This window comes from Microcoleus sp. D3_18a_C4 (genome assembly GCF_036702415.1).
Taxonomy (GTDB): Bacteria; Cyanobacteriota; Cyanobacteriia; order Cyanobacteriales; family Microcoleaceae; genus Microcoleus.
Window position 1 is genome coordinate 30,491 of record NZ_JAUBTI010000048.1, and the last position, 17,977, is coordinate 48,467.

The 17,977-nt window shown below is 45.9% G+C and carries 20 protein-coding genes, 1 pseudogene and 1 CRISPR repeat array; of the genes and pseudogenes, 18 read left to right on the forward strand and 3 right to left on the reverse strand.

Going from position 1 to position 17,977, the window contains the following annotated elements:
- Positions 1–92: 92 nt before the first annotated feature.
- From QUB16_RS33630 to QUB16_RS20055, 3 genes and pseudogenes are all read left to right on the forward strand, one after another.
- On the forward strand, positions 93–167 hold the full coding sequence (locus QUB16_RS33630) for a pentapeptide repeat-containing protein (RefSeq protein ID WP_445251145.1): 75 nt from the start codon (positions 93–95) through the stop codon (positions 165–167).
- An 18-nt stretch (positions 168–185) separates the two neighbouring features.
- Positions 186–293: pseudogene (locus QUB16_RS33635) on the forward strand (pentapeptide repeat-containing protein); the annotation flags it as partial.
- 47 nt (positions 294–340) lie between these two features.
- Positions 341–1,051, forward strand: coding sequence for a DUF547 domain-containing protein (locus QUB16_RS20055; protein ID WP_333318767.1), 711 nt, complete (start codon positions 341–343; stop codon positions 1,049–1,051).
- Between the two features lie 248 nt (positions 1,052–1,299).
- Positions 1,300–2,691: direct repeats of the CRISPR family, unit length 37 nt; unit sequence GTTGCAATCAACCTAAATCCCTATCAGGGATTGAAAC.
- Positions 2,692–2,777: 86 nt separating this feature from the next.
- Here the strand turns inward: QUB16_RS20055 and QUB16_RS20060 are convergent.
- Entirely contained in the window at positions 2,778–3,392 is a 615-nt protein-coding gene (locus tag QUB16_RS20060) for a Uma2 family endonuclease (RefSeq protein ID WP_333318769.1), read from the reverse strand.
- Positions 3,393–3,709: 317 nt separating this feature from the next.
- On the opposite strand from QUB16_RS20060, the gene QUB16_RS20065 reads away from it, so the two are divergent.
- Both QUB16_RS20065 and QUB16_RS20070 read left to right on the forward strand, forming a co-directional pair.
- Positions 3,710–5,110 (forward strand): DUF2157 domain-containing protein, encoded by a 1,401-nt coding sequence (locus tag QUB16_RS20065; protein WP_333318771.1) that lies wholly within the window; start codon positions 3,710–3,712, stop codon positions 5,108–5,110.
- 98 nt (positions 5,111–5,208) lie between these two features.
- Complete coding sequence (locus QUB16_RS20070) at positions 5,209–5,907, forward strand: GDYXXLXY domain-containing protein (RefSeq protein WP_333318773.1); 699 nt, start codon at positions 5,209–5,211, stop codon at positions 5,905–5,907.
- Positions 5,908–6,041: 134 nt separating this feature from the next.
- On the opposite strand, the gene QUB16_RS20075 is transcribed toward QUB16_RS20070, so the two are convergent.
- On the reverse strand, positions 6,042–6,230 hold the full coding sequence (locus QUB16_RS20075; protein ID WP_333318775.1) for a hypothetical protein: 189 nt from the start codon (positions 6,228–6,230) through the stop codon (positions 6,042–6,044).
- A gap of 415 nt (positions 6,231–6,645) precedes the next feature.
- Here QUB16_RS20075 and gltB point away from each other — a divergent pair, with 415 nt between their 5' ends.
- The 4 genes from gltB to QUB16_RS20095 all read left to right on the forward strand — a co-directional run bounded on the left by gltB (position 6,646) and on the right by QUB16_RS20095 (position 12,650).
- On the forward strand, positions 6,646–11,232 hold the full coding sequence (gltB, locus tag QUB16_RS20080; RefSeq protein WP_333318777.1) for a glutamate synthase large subunit: 4,587 nt from the start codon (positions 6,646–6,648) through the stop codon (positions 11,230–11,232).
- A gap of 278 nt (positions 11,233–11,510) precedes the next feature.
- Positions 11,511–11,834, forward strand: a complete 324-nt coding sequence (locus QUB16_RS20085; RefSeq protein WP_333318779.1) for a DUF433 domain-containing protein — start codon at positions 11,511–11,513, stop codon at positions 11,832–11,834.
- Positions 11,831–12,181 carry a DUF5615 family PIN-like protein gene (locus tag QUB16_RS20090; protein WP_333318781.1) on the forward strand — a complete coding sequence of 117 codons (351 nt, stop codon included), beginning with the start codon at positions 11,831–11,833 and terminating at the stop codon, positions 12,179–12,181. Before QUB16_RS20085 ends, QUB16_RS20090 begins: the two co-directional genes overlap by 4 nt.
- Before the next feature lie 133 nt (positions 12,182–12,314).
- Complete coding sequence (locus QUB16_RS20095) at positions 12,315–12,650, forward strand: hypothetical protein (protein ID WP_333318784.1); 336 nt, start codon at positions 12,315–12,317, stop codon at positions 12,648–12,650.
- A 227-nt stretch (positions 12,651–12,877) separates the two neighbouring features.
- On the opposite strand, the gene QUB16_RS20100 is transcribed toward QUB16_RS20095, so the two are convergent.
- On the reverse strand, positions 12,878–13,315 hold the full coding sequence (locus QUB16_RS20100) for a DUF2000 domain-containing protein (protein WP_333318798.1): 438 nt from the start codon (positions 13,313–13,315) through the stop codon (positions 12,878–12,880).
- 214 nt (positions 13,316–13,529) lie between these two features.
- Between QUB16_RS20100 and QUB16_RS20105 the strand changes: the two genes are divergently transcribed.
- From QUB16_RS20105 to QUB16_RS20145, 9 genes are all read left to right on the forward strand, one after another.
- Positions 13,530–13,814 carry a hypothetical protein gene (locus QUB16_RS20105; protein ID WP_333318786.1) on the forward strand — a complete coding sequence of 95 codons (285 nt, stop codon included), beginning with the start codon at positions 13,530–13,532 and terminating at the stop codon, positions 13,812–13,814.
- 5 nt (positions 13,815–13,819) lie between these two features.
- Entirely contained in the window at positions 13,820–14,167 is a 348-nt protein-coding gene (locus QUB16_RS20110) for a type II toxin-antitoxin system RelE/ParE family toxin (protein ID WP_333318800.1), read from the forward strand.
- Entirely contained in the window at positions 14,164–14,412 is a 249-nt protein-coding gene (locus tag QUB16_RS20115) for a DUF4926 domain-containing protein (protein ID WP_333242969.1), read from the forward strand. The genes QUB16_RS20110 and QUB16_RS20115 overlap by 4 nt, the downstream gene beginning before the upstream one ends.
- A 134-nt stretch (positions 14,413–14,546) precedes the next feature.
- Positions 14,547–15,116 carry a hypothetical protein gene (locus QUB16_RS20120; RefSeq protein WP_333318788.1) on the forward strand — a complete coding sequence of 190 codons (570 nt, stop codon included), beginning with the start codon at positions 14,547–14,549 and terminating at the stop codon, positions 15,114–15,116.
- Positions 15,113–15,502 (forward strand): hypothetical protein, encoded by a 390-nt coding sequence (locus QUB16_RS20125; RefSeq protein ID WP_333318790.1) that lies wholly within the window; start codon positions 15,113–15,115, stop codon positions 15,500–15,502. The genes QUB16_RS20120 and QUB16_RS20125 overlap by 4 nt, the downstream gene beginning before the upstream one ends.
- 178 nt (positions 15,503–15,680) lie before the next feature.
- Positions 15,681–16,538, forward strand: coding sequence for a hypothetical protein (locus tag QUB16_RS20130; RefSeq protein ID WP_333318792.1), 858 nt, complete (start codon positions 15,681–15,683; stop codon positions 16,536–16,538).
- A 219-nt stretch (positions 16,539–16,757) separates the two neighbouring features.
- A complete protein-coding gene (locus QUB16_RS20135) occupies positions 16,758–16,940 on the forward strand; it encodes an element excision factor XisI family protein (RefSeq protein ID WP_333318802.1) in 183 nt (60 codons plus the stop codon).
- Positions 16,941–16,946: 6 nt separating this feature from the next.
- Positions 16,947–17,192, forward strand: coding sequence for a DUF4926 domain-containing protein (locus QUB16_RS20140; protein ID WP_333318794.1), 246 nt, complete (start codon positions 16,947–16,949; stop codon positions 17,190–17,192).
- Positions 17,193–17,270: 78 nt separating this feature from the next.
- Positions 17,271–17,855: a GNAT family N-acetyltransferase gene (locus tag QUB16_RS20145; RefSeq protein ID WP_333318796.1), complete on the forward strand. Its 585-nt coding sequence runs from the start codon at positions 17,271–17,273 to the stop codon at positions 17,853–17,855.
- Positions 17,856–17,977 lie beyond the last annotated feature (122 nt).

The following is a 17,977-nucleotide window of genomic DNA, read 5'->3' on the forward strand; positions in this document are numbered from 1 at the left end:
TGATTTTCGGGTTGGCTACACCAGTGATTGCACCTAAGCCGCAGCAAGTCAATTAGTTGTGGTAAACTAACCAGTGTCCGGGCGGCGATTTTATCGGCATTTCCCTGCGGCAGGCGAGTTTAGCAAATGCCAATTTCCAAGGGGCAAATTTGAGCGGGGCTTCTTAGTGGCAAGCTAATTTACAAGGAGCTAATTTTACTCAAGCTAATTTAATCCAGAGCCCGTTTAACAGGTCGAATCTAAAAAATGCTACCGTTGCAGGTGTTATTTGGGTTGAGGGTAGTATTAAATAGAAGCAGAAGTTAAAGTCATGTCCGCCTTATATGATGGATAGTAATAAATGATCGGTACGATCGACTTTACGATTTGGGACGAGTTGCTGCAACGCTACGTTGACGATTTCGGCCGCGTCAATTATCGGGGCTGGAAAGCTGAAGGGGCCGATGTTTTGAGGGCGTGGCTGGAAAGTTTGGCGGATGTGGATTTGGCGGATGGTACTGATGCGGATGCGCGGCTGGCGTTGTGGCTGAATGCGTATAATGCGATCGCAATTTCTCAAGTTCTGGAAGTATATCCGATCGCGTCCATCCGTCCCAAAGTTTTGGGAATTCCCAACTGGCTGAGTTTTTTGGATTTTTTCACTCGTTCAAATACGATTATTGGCGGCAAAAAGTACAGTCTCAATCAAATCGAACACGCAATATTGCGGCCGGAATTTGCGGAACCGCGCATCCATTTTGCATTAGTTTGCGCTTCTGTCGGGTGCCCGCTGCTGCGCCGGGAGGCTTATTTCCCGGAGTCGGTACGGACTCAACTAGAAGCGGATGCCAGCCGTTTTATTCACAATCCTGATAAGGTGCGATATGATGCCGAGAAAAAGACGCTTTATTTGAGCAAGATTTTTAAGTGGTACGGCGAGGATTTTGTAAAGGCGGCGGGTTCGGTGGCTGAGTATGTGGGCGGTTATTTGGGGCCGGAGGCGGCTGTGGGTGATGGATGGGCGATCGTTTTTTTGCCTTACGACTGGAATTTGAATCGGGTTGATGGTTGAGTTTTGCGTCTATGGGTAGGTGTTTTTTTGAGGGGGTAATTTTTTTAGGCTGTATCAGTTGCGTAGTATGGGTTTAAGGCACTTTATGAAAAATACGACGCAAATGCTGTATTGCTTGCTGTGAAAAGTTTTGAGGTTTGTTGAAAATTTTGCCTCTTGACAGGTCGGTTTTGAAATGGTATTTTTAATATGTACAGACGCAAACGAACCTTGAAAACTAAATACAGTAACGGTTTCAGAAACCAACTGTTGCAATCAACCTAAATCCCTATCAGGGATTGAAACAAATCCACACCAGCAAAAGCCTTAAACAACTTAGGTTGCAATCAACCTAAATCCCTATCAGGGATTGAAACTTCGGAAGAAGCCAGAGAGGAACACGAAGCCAAGTTGCAATCAACCTAAATCCCTATCAGGGATTGAAACGGATTAAGATTCTCCAAGCTTTAGATGTGTTTCGTTGCAATCAACCTAAATCCCTATCAGGGATTGAAACACCACAGACTGAGCCGATAACCACGGCGACGGCATCAGTTGCAATCAACCTAAATCCCTATCAGGGATTGAAACTGCAAGCGTAGCAAGAATCTGCGATACAATTAAGTTGCAATCAACCTAAATCCCTATCAGGGATTGAAACTCACGTAACTGGTAATTCCACGGCGGGTCTATCGGTTGCAATCAACCTAAATCCCTATCAGGGATTGAAACATGGAACAGGAGGCTGAAAACTGCGGGCTGCATATTGTTGCAATCAACCTAAATCCCTATCAGGGATTGAAACTGCTCGTCAATATCTCGATACGAGAATTCTAGCTGACCGTTGCAATCAACCTAAATCCCTATCAGGGATTGAAACACGAAGCGCTAGGGGCATTCTTGAATGGCTATCACCGCTCTACAGTTGCAATCAACCTAACTCCCTATCAGGGATTGAAACCTAATCCCTTTGCATCCATAAAACCTTCGTAAAAGTTGCAATCAACCTAAATCCCTATCAGGGATTGAAACTTTTCTACAGCTTTTTCCACAGCCAGGGAAACTTTAGTTGCAATCAACCTAACTCCCTATCAGGGATTGAAACAATAAAGAATTTTACCTTCAGAGACGCGATCGCAAGTTGCAATCAACCTAACTCCCTATCAGGGATTGAAACTTGAAGTTTCATGATTGTTTTGTGTTGTAAATTGTTGCAATCAACCTAAATCCCTATCAGGGATTGAAACAATCTATCCAATTTCTCTATACCCACAAATTTGATATCCATAAGTTGCAATCAACCTAAATCCCTATCAGGGATTGAAACTGCCAGTGCCAACCGCACAGATAGGAGAAATCATCAGGTTGCAATCAACCTAAATCCCTATCAGGGATTGAAACAAAACTAATTAGATATTGCCGTTACCCCTTCTCGTTGCAATCAACCTAAATCCGTATCAGGGATTGAAACTTCATATTCTTTGATTAATGAAGCAGCAGGAATAAGCCGTTGCAATCAACCTAAATCCCTATCAAGGATTGAAACTTTCGGAAGTATTCAGGAGAGGAGGAGACAGGAGGAAAGAGGGTATTCTTCTCCTGACTCCTGACTCCTGACTCCTTCTTCGCAATCAAACTAAATCCCTATCAGGGATTGAAACATGGCCTTAATCAGGTTGAGGGTGGAGATTTTCACTAATCGGTAGGTGGTTAGAAGAATGCTAACCAATTAGCTATTGATCCGCCCTTAAACCTCTCCACTCAAAATCTGTTGAACCGTCAAACTTAGCTGTGGAAACATCGGAGATACGATCGCCTCTCCATCCCGAAACACCCCAACCTCAACATATTGCCCCTCCTCAAGCCGCAAAACCGTCACAACTTGTTCAATTGGATCGATAACCCAATACTCTGCAATGCCCCGCGCTGCGTACTGAGCTCGTTTGCGTTGGCGAAGCCCTCGAAGAGGATCGTAATCCCGATCGCTGCCCAGTCTACCCGGACTGACTACCTCCACAACAAACCGAGGAGGCAGCATATCGAAAGTGATAGTTAGCCTGATTGCTGTCAGCGGAATGTGTTCAGGTTCCAGAATTATCAAATCGGGGTAGCGGTTGGCGGCATCTCCCGATCGCAAAACGGCAACTTGAACCTCGCAATTATGCGTTTTAATCAGCCTGAGTGGCACTAGCCCGCTGCTAGCAAAATAGAAAAATAGATAGTTAGCAATGAAATTATTAGGTTCAGATTCTGGTGGCAAAGCTATTAACTCCCCATCAATTAACTCATAGCGTTGACCCGTATCATTTGAGTAATTAAGGTACTCGTCAAAAGTTAATTTTTTAGATTGAGCTTGTACCATAATTTTACATTCCTTTATTTATTCGTTTCTTTCTGCTGGGAGTTTGTTTATATATAGCAATCCTAAATGATTTGCGTAATTATTGTAGGGGCAATCCCCCCGTGGTTGCCCCGATAGATAGGGGGTAGGCACGGGGGCACTACCCCTACAAATTTATCTGAATGATTTAGGATTGCTATAGAAACGGTTTCAACAGCGGAAGGATCTCAATCAAATCTGCTGTGCAAGTTCAGCAGGTGTCCCAGCATCCATCGACAATCGACTCACAAGTGACATATTAAAAACTATCACAGTTCAAATCCTCTGGAATATTAAAAATGATTTCAGATAAATTTCGGCGCGAGTTGCGAGATCAAGCCAAACTCTGGCAAGCAGAAGGACTCATCGACACTTCATTCTACCAACAACTTTCGGAACGCTACCAATTCAACACACTCGAAACCGCCTCCCGCAACCGTTTCCTCACCATTCTCATCAGTCTCGGCGGCATTCTCCTCGGTATAGGAGTCATCACCTTTGTAGCGGCAAACTGGCAAGTTTGGTCGCGGGAAGTGAGAGTTGCACTGCTGCTAAGTCTTTTCGTAGCAGTCAATGCAGCAGGTTTCTATCTGTGGCGAATTCCCCCATCCCGAAGCCAAAACTCCAATCCCAATATGCCCGCAACAATAGGGCGAAACAAACTCCTAGGTGAAGGATTGTTGCTATTAGGAGCTCTGATTTTAGGAGCAAATATGGCATTGATGGCGCAAATGTTCCACATTGGCGGTTCTTCCTACGGACTTTTCCTTGCTTGGGGAATCGGCGTGCTCGGAATGGCTTACAGTTTGCGGTTGACTTCCTTGGGCGTTTTGTCAGCCCTTTTAGTCGGTTTAGGCTATTGGCTGGCGGTGTTAGATTGGTCTTCCAAAGTCGAGTTTTCTTGGCTGGAAGTTTTGGTGCGGCAAATGCCGATCGCAGCCAGTATAATGTTTGTGCCCCTGGCTTATTGGTGTCGATCGCGTGCTATTTTTGCCATAGGTGCGATCGCGATAATTTTTTCCCTACAAGTTTCTATCGTCCAAGGGTTAAATCCAACCTGGGCTGCTGCAATTTTTTGTGCTTTACCGCCCGCTTTGCTGTGGGGATATGACGATGCAATCTGGCCGAAGGTACGCAACAAGCTGTTTCAACCTACCGCCCGCAGTTTAGCACTGCTATTTCTCGCCGGTGTGTTTTATGTTCTTTCTTTCCACTGGTGGTGGCAAGATTTGCCGAATCCTGCGCCAACGGAGTCGGATTGGGTTTTGCTGGCAAATGTGGCTGTTTTGGGCGGTTTCACGCTGTTTGAATGGCTGCGTTTGGGACGTTTGGAACTGCGGCGGCCAAAACAAAAAGCAGTGGATTTGACTACAAGTGCGATCGGCATTTTAATCCTCGCCAGCGCCTTAATACCGCTTATTCACCTCAATTTTACTCCCCTTCCTCAATTAGCAACTTTTCTGTTCAATGTTTTATCATTTTTGCTCGCTGTCGGCTTAATCCGAGAAGGTTTAGCATTAGGAAACCGCCGGACTTTTTGGGGAGGCATGGTATTAATCACCCTACAAATTATCAGCCGAGTCTTTGAATATAACACAGGATTGTTGCTCAAATCTTTTGTCTTTGTTTTGTGCGGAATTGGCGTAATTGCTGCGGGTTTGTGGTTCGAGCGCCACTTCGCAAAAATCCCCGATGAATAGAAATTATTCATCTCTCTCTTCTCTCACTCAGCGCCCTCAGCGTTCTCTGTGGTTTAATCATTCCGAAACCACCGTAAACAATATAACCGATACATAACATGAACACAAACAACATTGACTTATTAGTTAAAAATCCAGATACAACAAATCAGTTTCTGCTTCCCCCGGAAGCAAAACGCCTTCCTGCGTGGCGGCTGTGGGTTCCTTTACTCTTGCAAATCGGACTAATTGCCGCCGTACCAGCCACCGCAGTTTACACTTTTATTACTGGCAAAACAGTTGTCCTGCAAACAGCACCAGTAGATCCTTACGACTTTTTGCGTGGCTATTACCAAGTTTTGAGATATGATATTTCCGATCTCATAAATCTCCAAAAACTCCCCGGCTGGAAAGATTTACCGACCGAAAAAACACCTTGTCCGCCCGGAATTGTTTGTCCAAAAAATACGCACAATGTCAAGCCACAAACCAGTTTTTATGTAATCTTAGAAGCGCCAAAAGCCGCGACTAATCCCGGCCGCCCCCAAGCTTGGAAACCCGTCCGCGTCAGCCTAGAAAATCCCGTTAATTTGCCCGCCAACCAAATCGGAATTAAGGGCAAATATAACGGTTGGCAGATGGAATACGGCTTAGAAACTTATTATATGCCAGAGGATGAAAGGGAAAAAGTCAATCAGGAGATTAGCGAAGCTCAAAGGAAGCAGCGACAATCTTTTTTGGTAGAAGTAAAGGTTGACAAAACAGGCCATGCTGTGCCTGTGAGTTTGTGGGTGCGCGATCGCAATTATCGATTTTAGCTGATATCTCGCACCATTGTCAGCAACAGGCAAGATGCCTGTTCCACAAAATATAAATTTTCTTGTGGAACAGGCATCTTGCCTGTTCCTAAACAAGTAATTGAGAACGGTGCAACATATCAGTTTTAGCCAATTTAGCCAAAAGGTCGATCGACTTGTTGCAATTTTTCAGCAAGATTCATCGCGGATGAGAAGGCAAAATGCTGATGAATAATGTCACCCAGACGCTGAGGATACAGTCGCACTAACAGTGCGATAAACTCATTTCTCAAGAACAGGCCTCTTGCCTGTTCCACAGAGAGTAAATTTTGTGGGCTGGGCATCTTGCCCGCCCTTGAAAAGCTTACTAACAAGGGTGCAAGATGTGAGTTGGTATCGGAATTACTCATCTCTCTTCTCTTCCTCTGCGCTCTCTGCGGCCTCTGCGGTTAAATAATTCAAAATATATAATTGATCGTCTAGTTGCCAACAAGCTGTTTTTCACTTATTTATGAACAGGCAAGATGCCTGTTCCACAAGAAAATTCACTCTTTGTGGAACAGGCATCTTGCCTGTTGCTGACAATGGTGCAACATCTCAGGTTTAACTATTTTTTTACTCGGATCGAATAAGCTGGGATTTTTTGGTAGCTCTACCCAATTGAGTAGATCCACATATAATACATGATACTAGAGCGATCGCCATCCCACGCTCTACTCTAGATAAACATCTTTTCGCCACTTTGACAGGAGCATCAAAATGAACAGCAACGGACTGCCACAAAAGCAAGGTCTGTACGATCCGCAGTTCGAGCACGACGCTTGCGGAGTCGGATTCATCGTACACATGAAGGGTAACAAATCCCACGAAATTGTCGAGCAGGCACTGACAATCCTATTGAACCTCGACCACCGAGGCGCGTGCGGCTGCGAACCCAACACCGGAGACGGGGCGGGGATTTTGATGCAGGTACCCCACAAGTTTCTCAAGAAAGTAACGGCGGGCCTAAACATCGAACTTCCCGAAGCCGGCGAGTACGGCGTTGGCGCGATTTACTCGTCGCCAAATCGAACTGAACGCGAAAACGGCAAACGCATTTTTGAGGAAATCGCCGCCGAAGAAGGCCAGGAAGTTCTGGGCTGGCGCGATGTTCCCACCGATAACTCGTCCCTGGGCGACACCGCCAAATCTAGCGAACCCTTCATGCAGCAAGTGTTCCTCCGGCGCGCCGCAGGTATTGACGAGGCGGCTTTCGAGCGGAAACTGTACGTCATCCGCAAACGGGCTCACAACGCCATCCGCAGAACTAACACAGACCCCTACTGGTACAATTCCACTCTCTCGTGCCGGACGATCGTCTACAAGGGTATGTTAATGCCGGTGCAAGTGGGAGATTACTATCCCGACCTGCACGACCCCGACATGGAAAGCGCTCTAGCCCTGGTTCACTCGCGCTTCAGCACGAATACTTTTCCGAGTTGGGAACGATCGCACCCTTACCGCTACATCGCCCACAACGGCGAAATTAACACGATGCGCGGCAACATTAACTGGATGCACGCGCGGCAATCGCTGTTCGAGTCGGAACTATTCGGCGATGACTTAAAGAAAATCCCCAATTTAATCAATATCGAAGGCAGCGACTCGACGATTTTTGACAATGCTTTGGAATTGCTGAATTTGGCCGGGCGTTCTTTGCCACACGCCGTAATGATGATGATTCCCGAACCTTGGACAGCCCACGAGTCCATGAGTGACGAGAAAAAGGCTTTCTACGAATACCATTCTTGCTTGATGGAACCTTGGGACGGCCCAGCTTCGATCGCATTTACCGATGGTACATCGATCGGGGCCGTGCTCGATCGCAACGGTTTGCGCCCTTCCCGCTACTGCGTTACCAAAGACGACTTGGTAATTATGGCATCGGAAGCCGGAGTTTTGCCGATCGCCCCAGAACGAATTGTATCAAAAGGTCGCTTGCAACCGGGGCGGATGTTCCTGGTAAATACCGAGGAAGGCCGCATCGTCTCTGACGAGGAAATTAAACATCAAATTGCCTCGGAACACCCGTACCGCCAGTGGATCGACAAGCACATGGTCGAAATCGCCAAACTGAAAGATGCGCCGGCAGTAGCAGAATCCCACCCGGAAACATTATTGCAGCGGCAAATGGCCTTTGGCTACACCTTTGAAGAACTGCGGTTGCTGTTAGCACCGATGGCGAAAGATGGCGTGGAAGCTGTCGGCGCGATGGGTGCGGATACGCCGCTGGCGGTGCTTTCCAATCGGCCAAAACTGCTTTATGAATACTTCCAGCAGTTGTTTGCTCAAGTTACCAATCCGCCGATCGATTCTATCCGCGAAGAAATTGTAACTTCTGCCGAAACTACGATCGGCGCTGAACGCAATTTGCTCAAACCGGAACCCGAAAGCTGTCATTTGATTGAACTGAAAACGCCAATTCTCAGCAATGAAGAATTAGCTAAGCTCCAACACGTAAATGAGGGCAATTTCAAGTCCGTCACCGTGCCGATTTTGTTTGACCCTAAAAGCGGGGTAAAAGGTCTTGAACAAGCCTTAGAAGACGTTTTTGCAGCAGCAGACAGCGCGATCGCCTCCGGGGTGAATATCATCATTTTGAGCGATCGGGGTATCAATTCCGACAAAGCTGCAATTCCGGCGCTGCTGGCAGTTGCGGGCCTGCACCACCACTTGATCCGTAAAGGTACGCGCACGCGGGCGGGACTCGTGCTCGAATCCGGTGAACCGCGCGAAGTGCATCACTTTGCGACACTTATTGGATATGGTTGCGGCGCGATTAATCCGTATTTGGCCTTTGAGACGATCGCCGATTCGATCCGCGAAGGATTGCTGCTAAATGTCGAGTACAAAACAGCTTGCAAAAACTACGTCAAAGCCGCAACAAAAGGTGTGACGAAAGTTGCCTCGAAAATTGGGATTTCCACAATTCAAAGTTATCGCGGCGCGCAGATTTTTGAGGCGATCGGCTTAAACAAATCCGTAGTCGATAAATACTTTGCTTGGACAGCCTCCCGGATTGAAGGCGTAGACCTCGAAGTCATCGCCCAAGAAGCAATTTTACGCCATAATCACGCATTCCCAGACCGCCCATCCAGCGGACATACTCTCGATGTCGGCGGCGAATATCAGTGGCGGAAAGAAGGCGAGGCGCATTTGTTTAGCCCGCAGACAATTCACGCGCTGCAAAAGTCGGTGCGCGAGGGCAGTTATACGCTTTTCAAACAGTATTCGGGGCTGGTTAATGAACAAAACCAGCAGCATTTTACCTTGCGGGGTTTGTTGCAATTCAAACAGCGGGAATCGATACCCATTGAGGAAGTTGAGCCGATCGAATCTATTCTCAAACGCTTTAAAACTGGGGCGATGAGTTATGGTTCGATTTCTAAAGAAGCCCACGAATCGCTAGCAGTAGCGATGAACCGCATTGGTGGCAAATCGAACACCGGTGAAGGTGGCGAAGATCCCGATCGGTACACTTGGACGAACGATCGCGGCGACTCGAAAAACAGCGCGATCAAACAAGTTGCTTCCGGGCGTTTCGGCGTTACCAGCTTGTACCTTTCCCAAGCGCGGGAACTGCAAATCAAGATGGCGCAAGGCGCGAAACCGGGTGAAGGCGGACAGTTGCCCGGTAAAAAAGTATACCCGTGGATTGCGAAGGTGCGAAACTCGACTCCGGGTGTGGGTTTGATTTCGCCTCCTCCTCACCACGACATTTATTCGATCGAAGATTTGGCCGAATTGATTCACGATTTGAAAAATTCCAACCGAGAAGCGCGGATTAGCGTCAAACTCGTGTCGGAAGTTGGAGTCGGGACGATCGCGGCGGGTGTTGCGAAAGCCCACGCCGATGTCGTGTTGATTTCCGGCTACGACGGCGGTACCGGCGCTTCGCCGCAAACTTCGATCAAACACGCCGGATTACCTTGGGAATTGGGACTGGCGGAAACTCATCAGACTTTGGTTCTCAACAATCTCCGCAGCCGGATTGTCGTGGAAACTGACGGTCAAATGAAAACCGGCCGCGATGTAGTAATTGCTGCCTTGCTTGGCGCTGAGGAATTCGGTTTTGCGACCGCGCCGCTGGTGACATTGGGCTGCATCATGATGCGCGTTTGCCACCTGAACACTTGCCCGGTGGGCGTAGCGACCCAAGACCCGCTGCTGCGGAAAAACTTTACCGGCGACCCCGAGCACACGGTAAACTTTATGACTTTCATCGCGCAGGAAGTCCGGGAAATTATGGCGCAGTTGGGCTTCCGCACGCTGAATGAAATGGTTGGCCGCACTGATGTTTTGGAACCTCAGCAAGCGGTGGAACACTGGAAGGCTAAGGGTTTGGATTTCTCGAAAATCCTTTATCAGCCGGAGGTTGGGGCGGATGTCGGGCGCTATTGTCAGATGGCGCAGGATCATGGTTTGGAAAAGTCTCTCGACATGAGTGTACTGCTGGATTTGTGCAAAGGTGCGATCGAAAATGGCGAAAAAGTACACGCCAAGCTACCGATTACCAATGTCAACCGCGTTGTCGGCACAATTCTCGGCAACGAAATCACCAAACGCCACTGGGAAGGTTTGCCGGATGACACGGTGCACCTGCACTTCCAAGGCAGCGCTGGACAAAGCTTTGGGGCTTTTGTGCCCAAGGGAGTCACCCTGGAGCTCGAAGGCGAAGCTAACGACTATTTGGGCAAGGGACTCAGCGGCGGCAAAATCATCCTGTATCCGTCGCAGGCTTCCACCTTTGTCGCGGAAGAAAACGTGATTGTCGGTAACGTGGTGCTTTACGGCGCGACAGCCGGCGAGGTTTTCATCCGAGGGATGGCGGGCGAACGTTTTGGGGTGCGTAACTCCGGCGTGAATGCAGTAGTTGAAGGTGTGGGCGATCACGGTTGCGAGTACATGACTGGCGGCAAAGTTGTAGTTTTGGGTGAAACCGGGCGCAATTTTGCAGCGGGTATGAGTGGCGGTGTTGCTTACATTTTGGATGAAGCGGGGGATTTTGCTACTCGCTGCAATATGTCGATGGTGGATTTGGAAAAATTGGAGGATGTTGAGGAAATTAGCGATTTGCGGCAGTTAATTCAGACTCATTTTGATTTGACTGGAAGTGCGAAGGCATCGAAGGTTCTGGCTGCGTGGGATGAGATGGTGCCGGTGTTTGTGAAGGTGATGCCGAGGGATTATAAGCGGGTGTTGCAGGCTATTGAAAGGGCGATCGCATCGGGTTTAAGCGGTGATGATGCGCTGACGGCTGCGTTTGAAGAAAACGCTCGCGATGTCGCCCGAATTGGCGGCAGCTAGGGTTCTGCGGTAGAATTCTACTCATGTAGCAAGGGTATTTCTTGTTTGTGTCGGAGTCTAGATCCCCCCTAACCCCCCTTAATAAGGGGGGGACAAGAGCATTCTCTCAAAGTCCCCCTTCTTTCTTAAGAACCTTCTCTCAAAGTCCCCCTTCTTAAGGGGGATTTAGGGGGATCTAGACTTTGCCAAAAAGCGACATTTATTGCGGGTTTCAGTCGTAAGTTGTCACCAATTGGCTCTGTTTGGGAACGAGTAACGAGCATGAAAGTAGGTAAACTATGAGTGCAACAATATTAACGACAAAACAGTACGTTGAAGAACAAGATGGTTGCTACCGCATCATTGGAAAGCGCGTTTCTTTAGATTCAATTGTCTATGCTTTCCTGGCCGGACAATCCCCAGAAAGTATCGTTCAATCATTCCCCGTGCTAACACTAGAAGAAGTTTATGGCGGGATTTCCTTCTACCTTGCTAACCGCACAGCCATTGATGCTTATTTATTCGAGGGAGAACAACTATTTGAAACCTTGAGACAGCAAGCAAGGGAAAGTAATTCATTACTTTATCAAAAACTCTACACCGATCGCACCAGCCAGTTATGAAAATTCGCTTTCAAGCAGATGCAGATTTAAACCAAGCGATTGTGACGGGTATTGTGAGACGCGAACCCACTCTTGATTTTCAAACATCAAACGTATCAAATTTAACTGGTTTGACTGATTTGGAAGTATTGAATTTTGTAGCCCAAGACGGTAGAGTTCTCGTTTCTCACGACCAAAGAACCATGCCAAGATACTTTGCTGAATTTGCAGCGACTCAAACCAGTTCAGGAGTGATTATTGTGTTACAAAGTTTCCCAATAGGCGAAGCAATAAACCATCTAATCAAGATATGGCAAACATCTGAAGCCGAAGACTGGGTTAATCGTATTGCATACTTACCTCTATAAAGTCTGCTAGGTCGCCGTTGATCAATTTCAGGTACAATTTGAGTAGTTTAAGCATCCTCACCGAGATTTTGGTGACAAAGCTGGTTTCTGACTCCCATGCGCTCGCATAAAATTATTAGATAATTAAGCAAAAATGAAGATTATTGAACAGACTCAAACCCGTTTGCAACTGGAGGCTAAACCATTCACCGCTTGGTTTTTTGCATCGGCACAATTGATTGCGGGTCTTGCTTTTGCTTATGCCTATATAAGCACTATGCCTAACAGCAGCAACCAAGTAGCCCTAGCATCAATAGTTTTCCTCGGATTTAGTGTATTGACTTTTCTAAGAAGTAGTATCGCTTCTATTACATTTGATCGGACAGTCAATCAACTTTTGTTAGTTCGACGAGGTATTTTCTGGAGTAATCGACAAGAATTTCCGATTTCAGAAATTTCAACGGTTAGCTTAGTAGGTGCGGGTGGATAAATAGGGATAAATTTTGGGACATTGTAGTTAGTCTCAGGCAAGGAAGAAATACGATTTTCTTGGCAGATTCAAGTACAGATAAAGATAATTTGATAAGGATAACAGAAGCTATTAATTTATTTTTGAATAGCTAAAACATGAGATATCATTTAGCTGTACAATGCTCAAACTCGTTTGTTACCTCTGTGGTTGAAACCGCTCATACTTTTAGCTCTAAATTTATGAACTTATTTCCAAAGAGATTGCCTTTTCGTAATTGGAGCGATAACTTCTTTTTCACCGAAGAGCATGATTCCATAAAAGTTTAGCTCGCCGTAAGCAACTGCCTGCGTTTTTTCCAATTGCTCCTTGTACGTATCTCCTGTCATGGTTTCTAGAAAATCCACGAAATGAAGATTGTGTTCGCGCACTTTGTCACGAATTTTGCGAATTTCGTTTGAAGTTCCACGCAGAACGATGAGAGACAAAGCAGATATGCTGCTATGGACAATCTCATTTCGATCGGGGAAGTCAATAAAGCTCATCTTTTCTCTAATCTCTTCGCTTGCTGAAGCTACTAAACCAGCCCCCATATGGGCAACAGCATTCATTGCAGTGCCTGGTTCCAGCGTCTTGTTTAAAACAGCAACTATTTTGTACTTAGCGGCATTATGTTCTACTGACATCGCTTTCAAACCAACCTTTGGGTACTTAACGACTTAAACCTAACTCAGAAATTCTACCACGCTACCTGGAAGTTATTTGCGATTTAATTGAGCGCGAGCGCAACCATCGACAACCGATCGCAATTGAACTCACCCCCGAATTGCTGTCAATCCACCCGTGCGATATAATGTTGTTAGTGGATTGTAGAATAGCAATCAAAAAAAAGGGATAATTATGACCGTCGAACAAGCCATTTTGGAAAATGTGAAGGTCTTATCGCCAGACCAACAACAAGAAGTCTTAGCTTTCATCAAATTCTTGCAGTCCGATAAATGGGAAGATATCTATAAAGGACGCTTCAAAGAACTGCAACAAAAACTTCGTCAAAACACTGATATCGATCCCGATGATGACCCCACTGAAACTGTCATCGAAGGGATTCAGCAAGGCTTTCATGAAGCAATTACCGGACAAACTCTCCCTTTGTCTCAACTGTGGGACGGAATCGATGACAACTGATCCAAATTGAAGTCACCCCCCGATTTCAACGAGATTTACGAACTTTAGCCAAACGCTATCGCAACATTCGCAACGACATTCAGCCTGTAATCGAACAACTTCAAGCGGGGGAACTTCCGGGTTCGCGCATTCCGGGAATGGAGTACGAAATTTTCAAAGTCAGAATTAAAAACAGCGACATTCAAAAAGGCAAAAGCGCTGGCTACCGTGCTATTTATTACCTCAAAACTAGCGATTCGATCGTTTTGGTGACTATCTATTCTAAATCAGACCTATCAGACATCGCCGCCGAAACAGTTCGAGAAATTCTAGGCCAATACGAGCAAAAATTTCCCGAATCAGAAGAATTATGAACTATCAACTTTATTCAGATGTCATTTTACTGTGCAACCTTCCAGAAGAAGGACTTTATGCCGGCGATATCGGTACGGTTGTAGAACAGCATCACGTTGAAGGACTAGAAACAGGTTATAGCGTTGAGTTTTTCGATCTGTTGGGAAACACTGTAGCAGTTGCGACACTACCTGGAAGTTATTTGCGATCGCCCACAAGTGCAGACAGACCTACAGTTAGACTGGTTAATAGTTTTGCTGCGTAAGTAGAGGAAATAGTACAATCGCGATGATGACCCCAAGTCGAGGAAGGCGATCGTCTAAAAATAGTGGCGATCGACTCAAATTGTCCCAACTGAGAGTAAAATTGAACATCTACTTTCCATAGAGCAACGTCGCTTTGAGCCAGATTCAAATCTTAAACTTACAAAGCCTTAGCCAGGGACTCCCTGCGATTACACCTGCCTTTGGAGCCGCGATCGCAGAAGCAGGTGCGATTTGTCTAACCGATGAAGCTCACCAACCAGGAGTAACACTTAAAGTTGAGGGAGAATTTTCTGCCACATTCCAGTTAGATTGGCAGCCAGTCACCGAGCAAACCCGACGATGTTGGAATGACGAAGAATATACTACCGAGCAGGCTGCTTATGGAATCGCATTCCTGTTAATTTTGCAATTAACAAATCTCACAGTCATTGAACGCTCTCGCAAAGGAACTGGATTTGACTATTGGTTAGGAAGTCAAAATTCAGCTACGACACTGCCATTTGAGCGAATGGCTCGGCTAGAGGTTTCTGGAATTCGCAAAGGCAATCAAAGTCAAATCAATACTAGAGTCAAGCTGAAAACTGAACAAACCCGCGCCTCAGACGCACAAGGCTTGCCAGCGTATATCATTGTAGTAGAGTTTAGCCGACCGATTTCTATTATTAGCGCCAAGCAAAATCTTGAAGGAACCGTACTCCAATGAGCCAGATTCAATCGCTCCACAAACAAGCAATGGATTTAGCCGAAGCAGCGGCAGTCGCCCGCTTAAGAGGTGCGTTGGAGTTGGCTGCACAATTGACGCGCCAAGCCCTTGAACAAGAAACTCAGGCCGCAGCCTTAATCGCTAGCGCCCTTGATGCTGAACCCACTCGTTCTGTGCTTCACCGCAGCGCAGCATCTTTAGCGATTGAATGTGGCGAATTACGAATGGCAGAACGTCTAATTGCAACTGCGTTATCTGGCAATCCCCCGGCAGAGATTGCTGAAGAGCTCAAAGATTTATTCATCCAGATTAACTTGAGCCAATATCTGAAACGTCAAGGAATCCACATCGACATTAAGGAACTGCGAGGACTGGTAAATCAATAGCACTCGTCGAGGGACTAGAAACAGGTTATGGCCTTGAGTTCTTCGATTTGTTGGGAAACATTGTAGCAGTTGCGACGCTACCTGGAAGTTATTTGCGATCGCCCACAAGTGCAGACAGACCTACAGTTAGACTTGTTAACTGATATCATGTATAGAATTAGGGAAATCAACAAGCAAAATGATTCAATCCATACCGAAAATATCCATTAAACCTGGATACCGTCCCCAGTCGGATGATAAAACTCCTGAAGCTGATGCAATTGATTTTTACCTACTGCGGCAACTCACCAATTCCCAACGGTGGCAAATGGGAGCAAAATTAAATCGTTGGGCAAAAACTGTTAGCTTGCGCGGAATGAAAAAAGCTTGTCCCTCAACCTACAAAGAGCGATTTGCTCGATCGATATTAGGTAGCAAGTGGTTGCCAATTTTAACCCCCACCAGTGAGCCCTCTATGTGGACGCAAGACCCCAGCGAAATTGCTAGACTGTTGCACCCAATTTTTGAAACATTAGGTGTCTCTTATTATATTACAGGAGGCGTTGCCGCTTCTGTCTATGGCGACCCGAGAACAACACGCGATTTAGATTTAGTAATTGAATTGCTCCGGGACAATATATTTCAATTAGTTGAAGCACTAGAAACGGCTGGTTTTTACTGCCCTCCGGGTTCGGTAAAAGATATTCAAGACGGTAGAGGGATGGTGTTGAGCGTCACTCACATGACTTTAGTATTGAACGCTGATATTGTGCTGAATTCTAACACTGAATTCGATCGCTCAAAAATGGCAAGACGACGATTAGAAGCGCTTGACGAAGCTGGTGTAGAACAATTTTGGGTGGCTTCTCCTGAAGATATTGTGTTGGCCAAACTGCTCTGGCGGCAACAGTCTCAGTCTCAAAAACAATGGCATGATGTTTTGGGAATTCTGAAAGTCCAATCTGAGAATTTGGATCGGGATTACTTAACAGAGTGGGCCCAACAATTGGGATTGATTGATGATTTGAACCTAGCTTTTACTGAATCAGGGATTTGAGGCGATCGCAATTCGCGCAGTGCGATGGGAAAAAAGGTCGATCGATAGTATAGAAAATAGTGCAATGGATAAACTAACTGAGTATCCCAAAGTAATAGAGCATATTTTAACCGAGTATCTATAATTGTACCGCCCTCCTCAATCCGACCTCGAAACATTCTTAATTACCGACGCACAAAACGGTCATTTATTCTCCTATTCTTCAATCGAAAATCGAAAATCGAAAATCGATGGGCTGTTTACGTTCGGATTCGCGATCGCAAATTCTGGATCGAGGAAGACTGGACAGAAGATGGGATTGCAACGGATTTGGTGCGCGCAGGGGTTCCCAAGGAAGATATTGTGTTGGCATTTCACGAGCCTGGGATGCGGCAATACACAGATTTTGCAGTAGCTTCTTAGCACTTCATGAAACTTTATTTAGATGTCATCTTGCTGTGCAACCGTCCAGAAGAAGGACTTGATGCCGGCGATATCGGTACGGTTGTAGAACAGCATCACGTTGAGGGACTAGAAACAGGTTATAGCGTTGAGTTATTCGATTTGTTGGGAAACACTATAGCAGTTGCGACGCTACCGGGAAGTTATTTGCGATCGCCCACAAGTGCAGACATACCTACAGTCATGATATTGTCCGAAGGCGATCGCCCCTAAAATATTTACAAAACTAAATCTGGTATGCGCTCTATATCTAGCTGTTAGAATAGATAAACCTGAGCGTTAAAATCGCAAATGTATGACAGCGTTCCTACACACTATGCAATGGAATATCTAACTTTTAGAGAAGCCGAGCGAGAGGACATACAGGCGATCGTCAATATTCACAATTCTCATGCCCGCGGTCAAAATAAGTCGATCGAGCGCGGCTTTTTGCTAACACAAATTACTGAAGATGAGATTGTCCAAAGCTTAAATAATTCATGCAGATATTTTGTTGCCACTAAAACCGATGGGGAAATTGTGGGATTTGTGGCTATATCACAACCCAAAATATCTGATGAAATCTTGGATAAAATTATCTGGAAAGATGAGGTTTTTAAGAAAAGAGGCACCAGCGATCGGCATTTTTATCTCGAAAGAGTAGCAACAAAGTTAGATTGGATGGGTAGAGGTGTTGCTCAATTTATGTATAAAAAAATTTATCAACTTTTTCCTAATTCATTTATTTCGCTGTTTATTGTTACCCAGCCAATAGCTAATGCTCGTTCCCTAATGTTTCACCAAAAACAGGGATTTGAACAAATAGGAACTTTGCAAATTGATCTATTTCTGGATTTAGAAAATTATGAATGTATTGTGATGTTTAAAGAAACTTGAATTTATCAGGAGTGAGTCTCCCAGCAGAAGCCGACCTCCATCCAGCGGGAGCATCTCAGTTTTGTAAAAAGCATTTTTTTTATTGTAGTGCGAGCGTCCCCGCTCGCGTATTGTACAATACG

Coding starts and splice junctions, on each gene's coding strand:
- QUB16_RS20055 (WP_333318767.1), top strand. CDS start 341: ATGATCGGTACGATCGACTTTACGATTTGGGACGAGTTGCTGCAACGC.
- QUB16_RS20060 (WP_333318769.1), bottom strand. CDS start 3,392: ATGGTACAAGCTCAATCTAAAAAATTAACTTTTGACGAGTACCTTAAT.
- QUB16_RS20065 (WP_333318771.1), top strand. CDS start 3,710: ATGATTTCAGATAAATTTCGGCGCGAGTTGCGAGATCAAGCCAAACTC.
- QUB16_RS20070 (WP_333318773.1), top strand. CDS start 5,209: ATGAACACAAACAACATTGACTTATTAGTTAAAAATCCAGATACAACA.
- QUB16_RS20075 (WP_333318775.1), bottom strand. CDS start 6,230: ATGCCCAGCCCACAAAATTTACTCTCTGTGGAACAGGCAAGAGGCCTG.
- gltB (WP_333318777.1), top strand. CDS start 6,646: ATGAACAGCAACGGACTGCCACAAAAGCAAGGTCTGTACGATCCGCAG.
- QUB16_RS20085 (WP_333318779.1), top strand. CDS start 11,511: ATGAGTGCAACAATATTAACGACAAAACAGTACGTTGAAGAACAAGAT.
- QUB16_RS20090 (WP_333318781.1), top strand. CDS start 11,831: ATGAAAATTCGCTTTCAAGCAGATGCAGATTTAAACCAAGCGATTGTG.
- QUB16_RS20095 (WP_333318784.1), top strand. CDS start 12,315: ATGAAGATTATTGAACAGACTCAAACCCGTTTGCAACTGGAGGCTAAA.
- QUB16_RS20100 (WP_333318798.1), bottom strand. CDS start 13,315: ATGTCAGTAGAACATAATGCCGCTAAGTACAAAATAGTTGCTGTTTTA.
- QUB16_RS20105 (WP_333318786.1), top strand. CDS start 13,530: ATGACCGTCGAACAAGCCATTTTGGAAAATGTGAAGGTCTTATCGCCA.
- QUB16_RS20115 (WP_333242969.1), top strand. CDS start 14,164: ATGAACTATCAACTTTATTCAGATGTCATTTTACTGTGCAACCTTCCA.
- QUB16_RS20125 (WP_333318790.1), top strand. CDS start 15,113: ATGAGCCAGATTCAATCGCTCCACAAACAAGCAATGGATTTAGCCGAA.
- QUB16_RS20130 (WP_333318792.1), top strand. CDS start 15,681: ATGATTCAATCCATACCGAAAATATCCATTAAACCTGGATACCGTCCC.
- QUB16_RS20140 (WP_333318794.1), top strand. CDS start 16,947: ATGAAACTTTATTTAGATGTCATCTTGCTGTGCAACCGTCCAGAAGAA.
- QUB16_RS20145 (WP_333318796.1), top strand. CDS start 17,271: ATGTATGACAGCGTTCCTACACACTATGCAATGGAATATCTAACTTTT.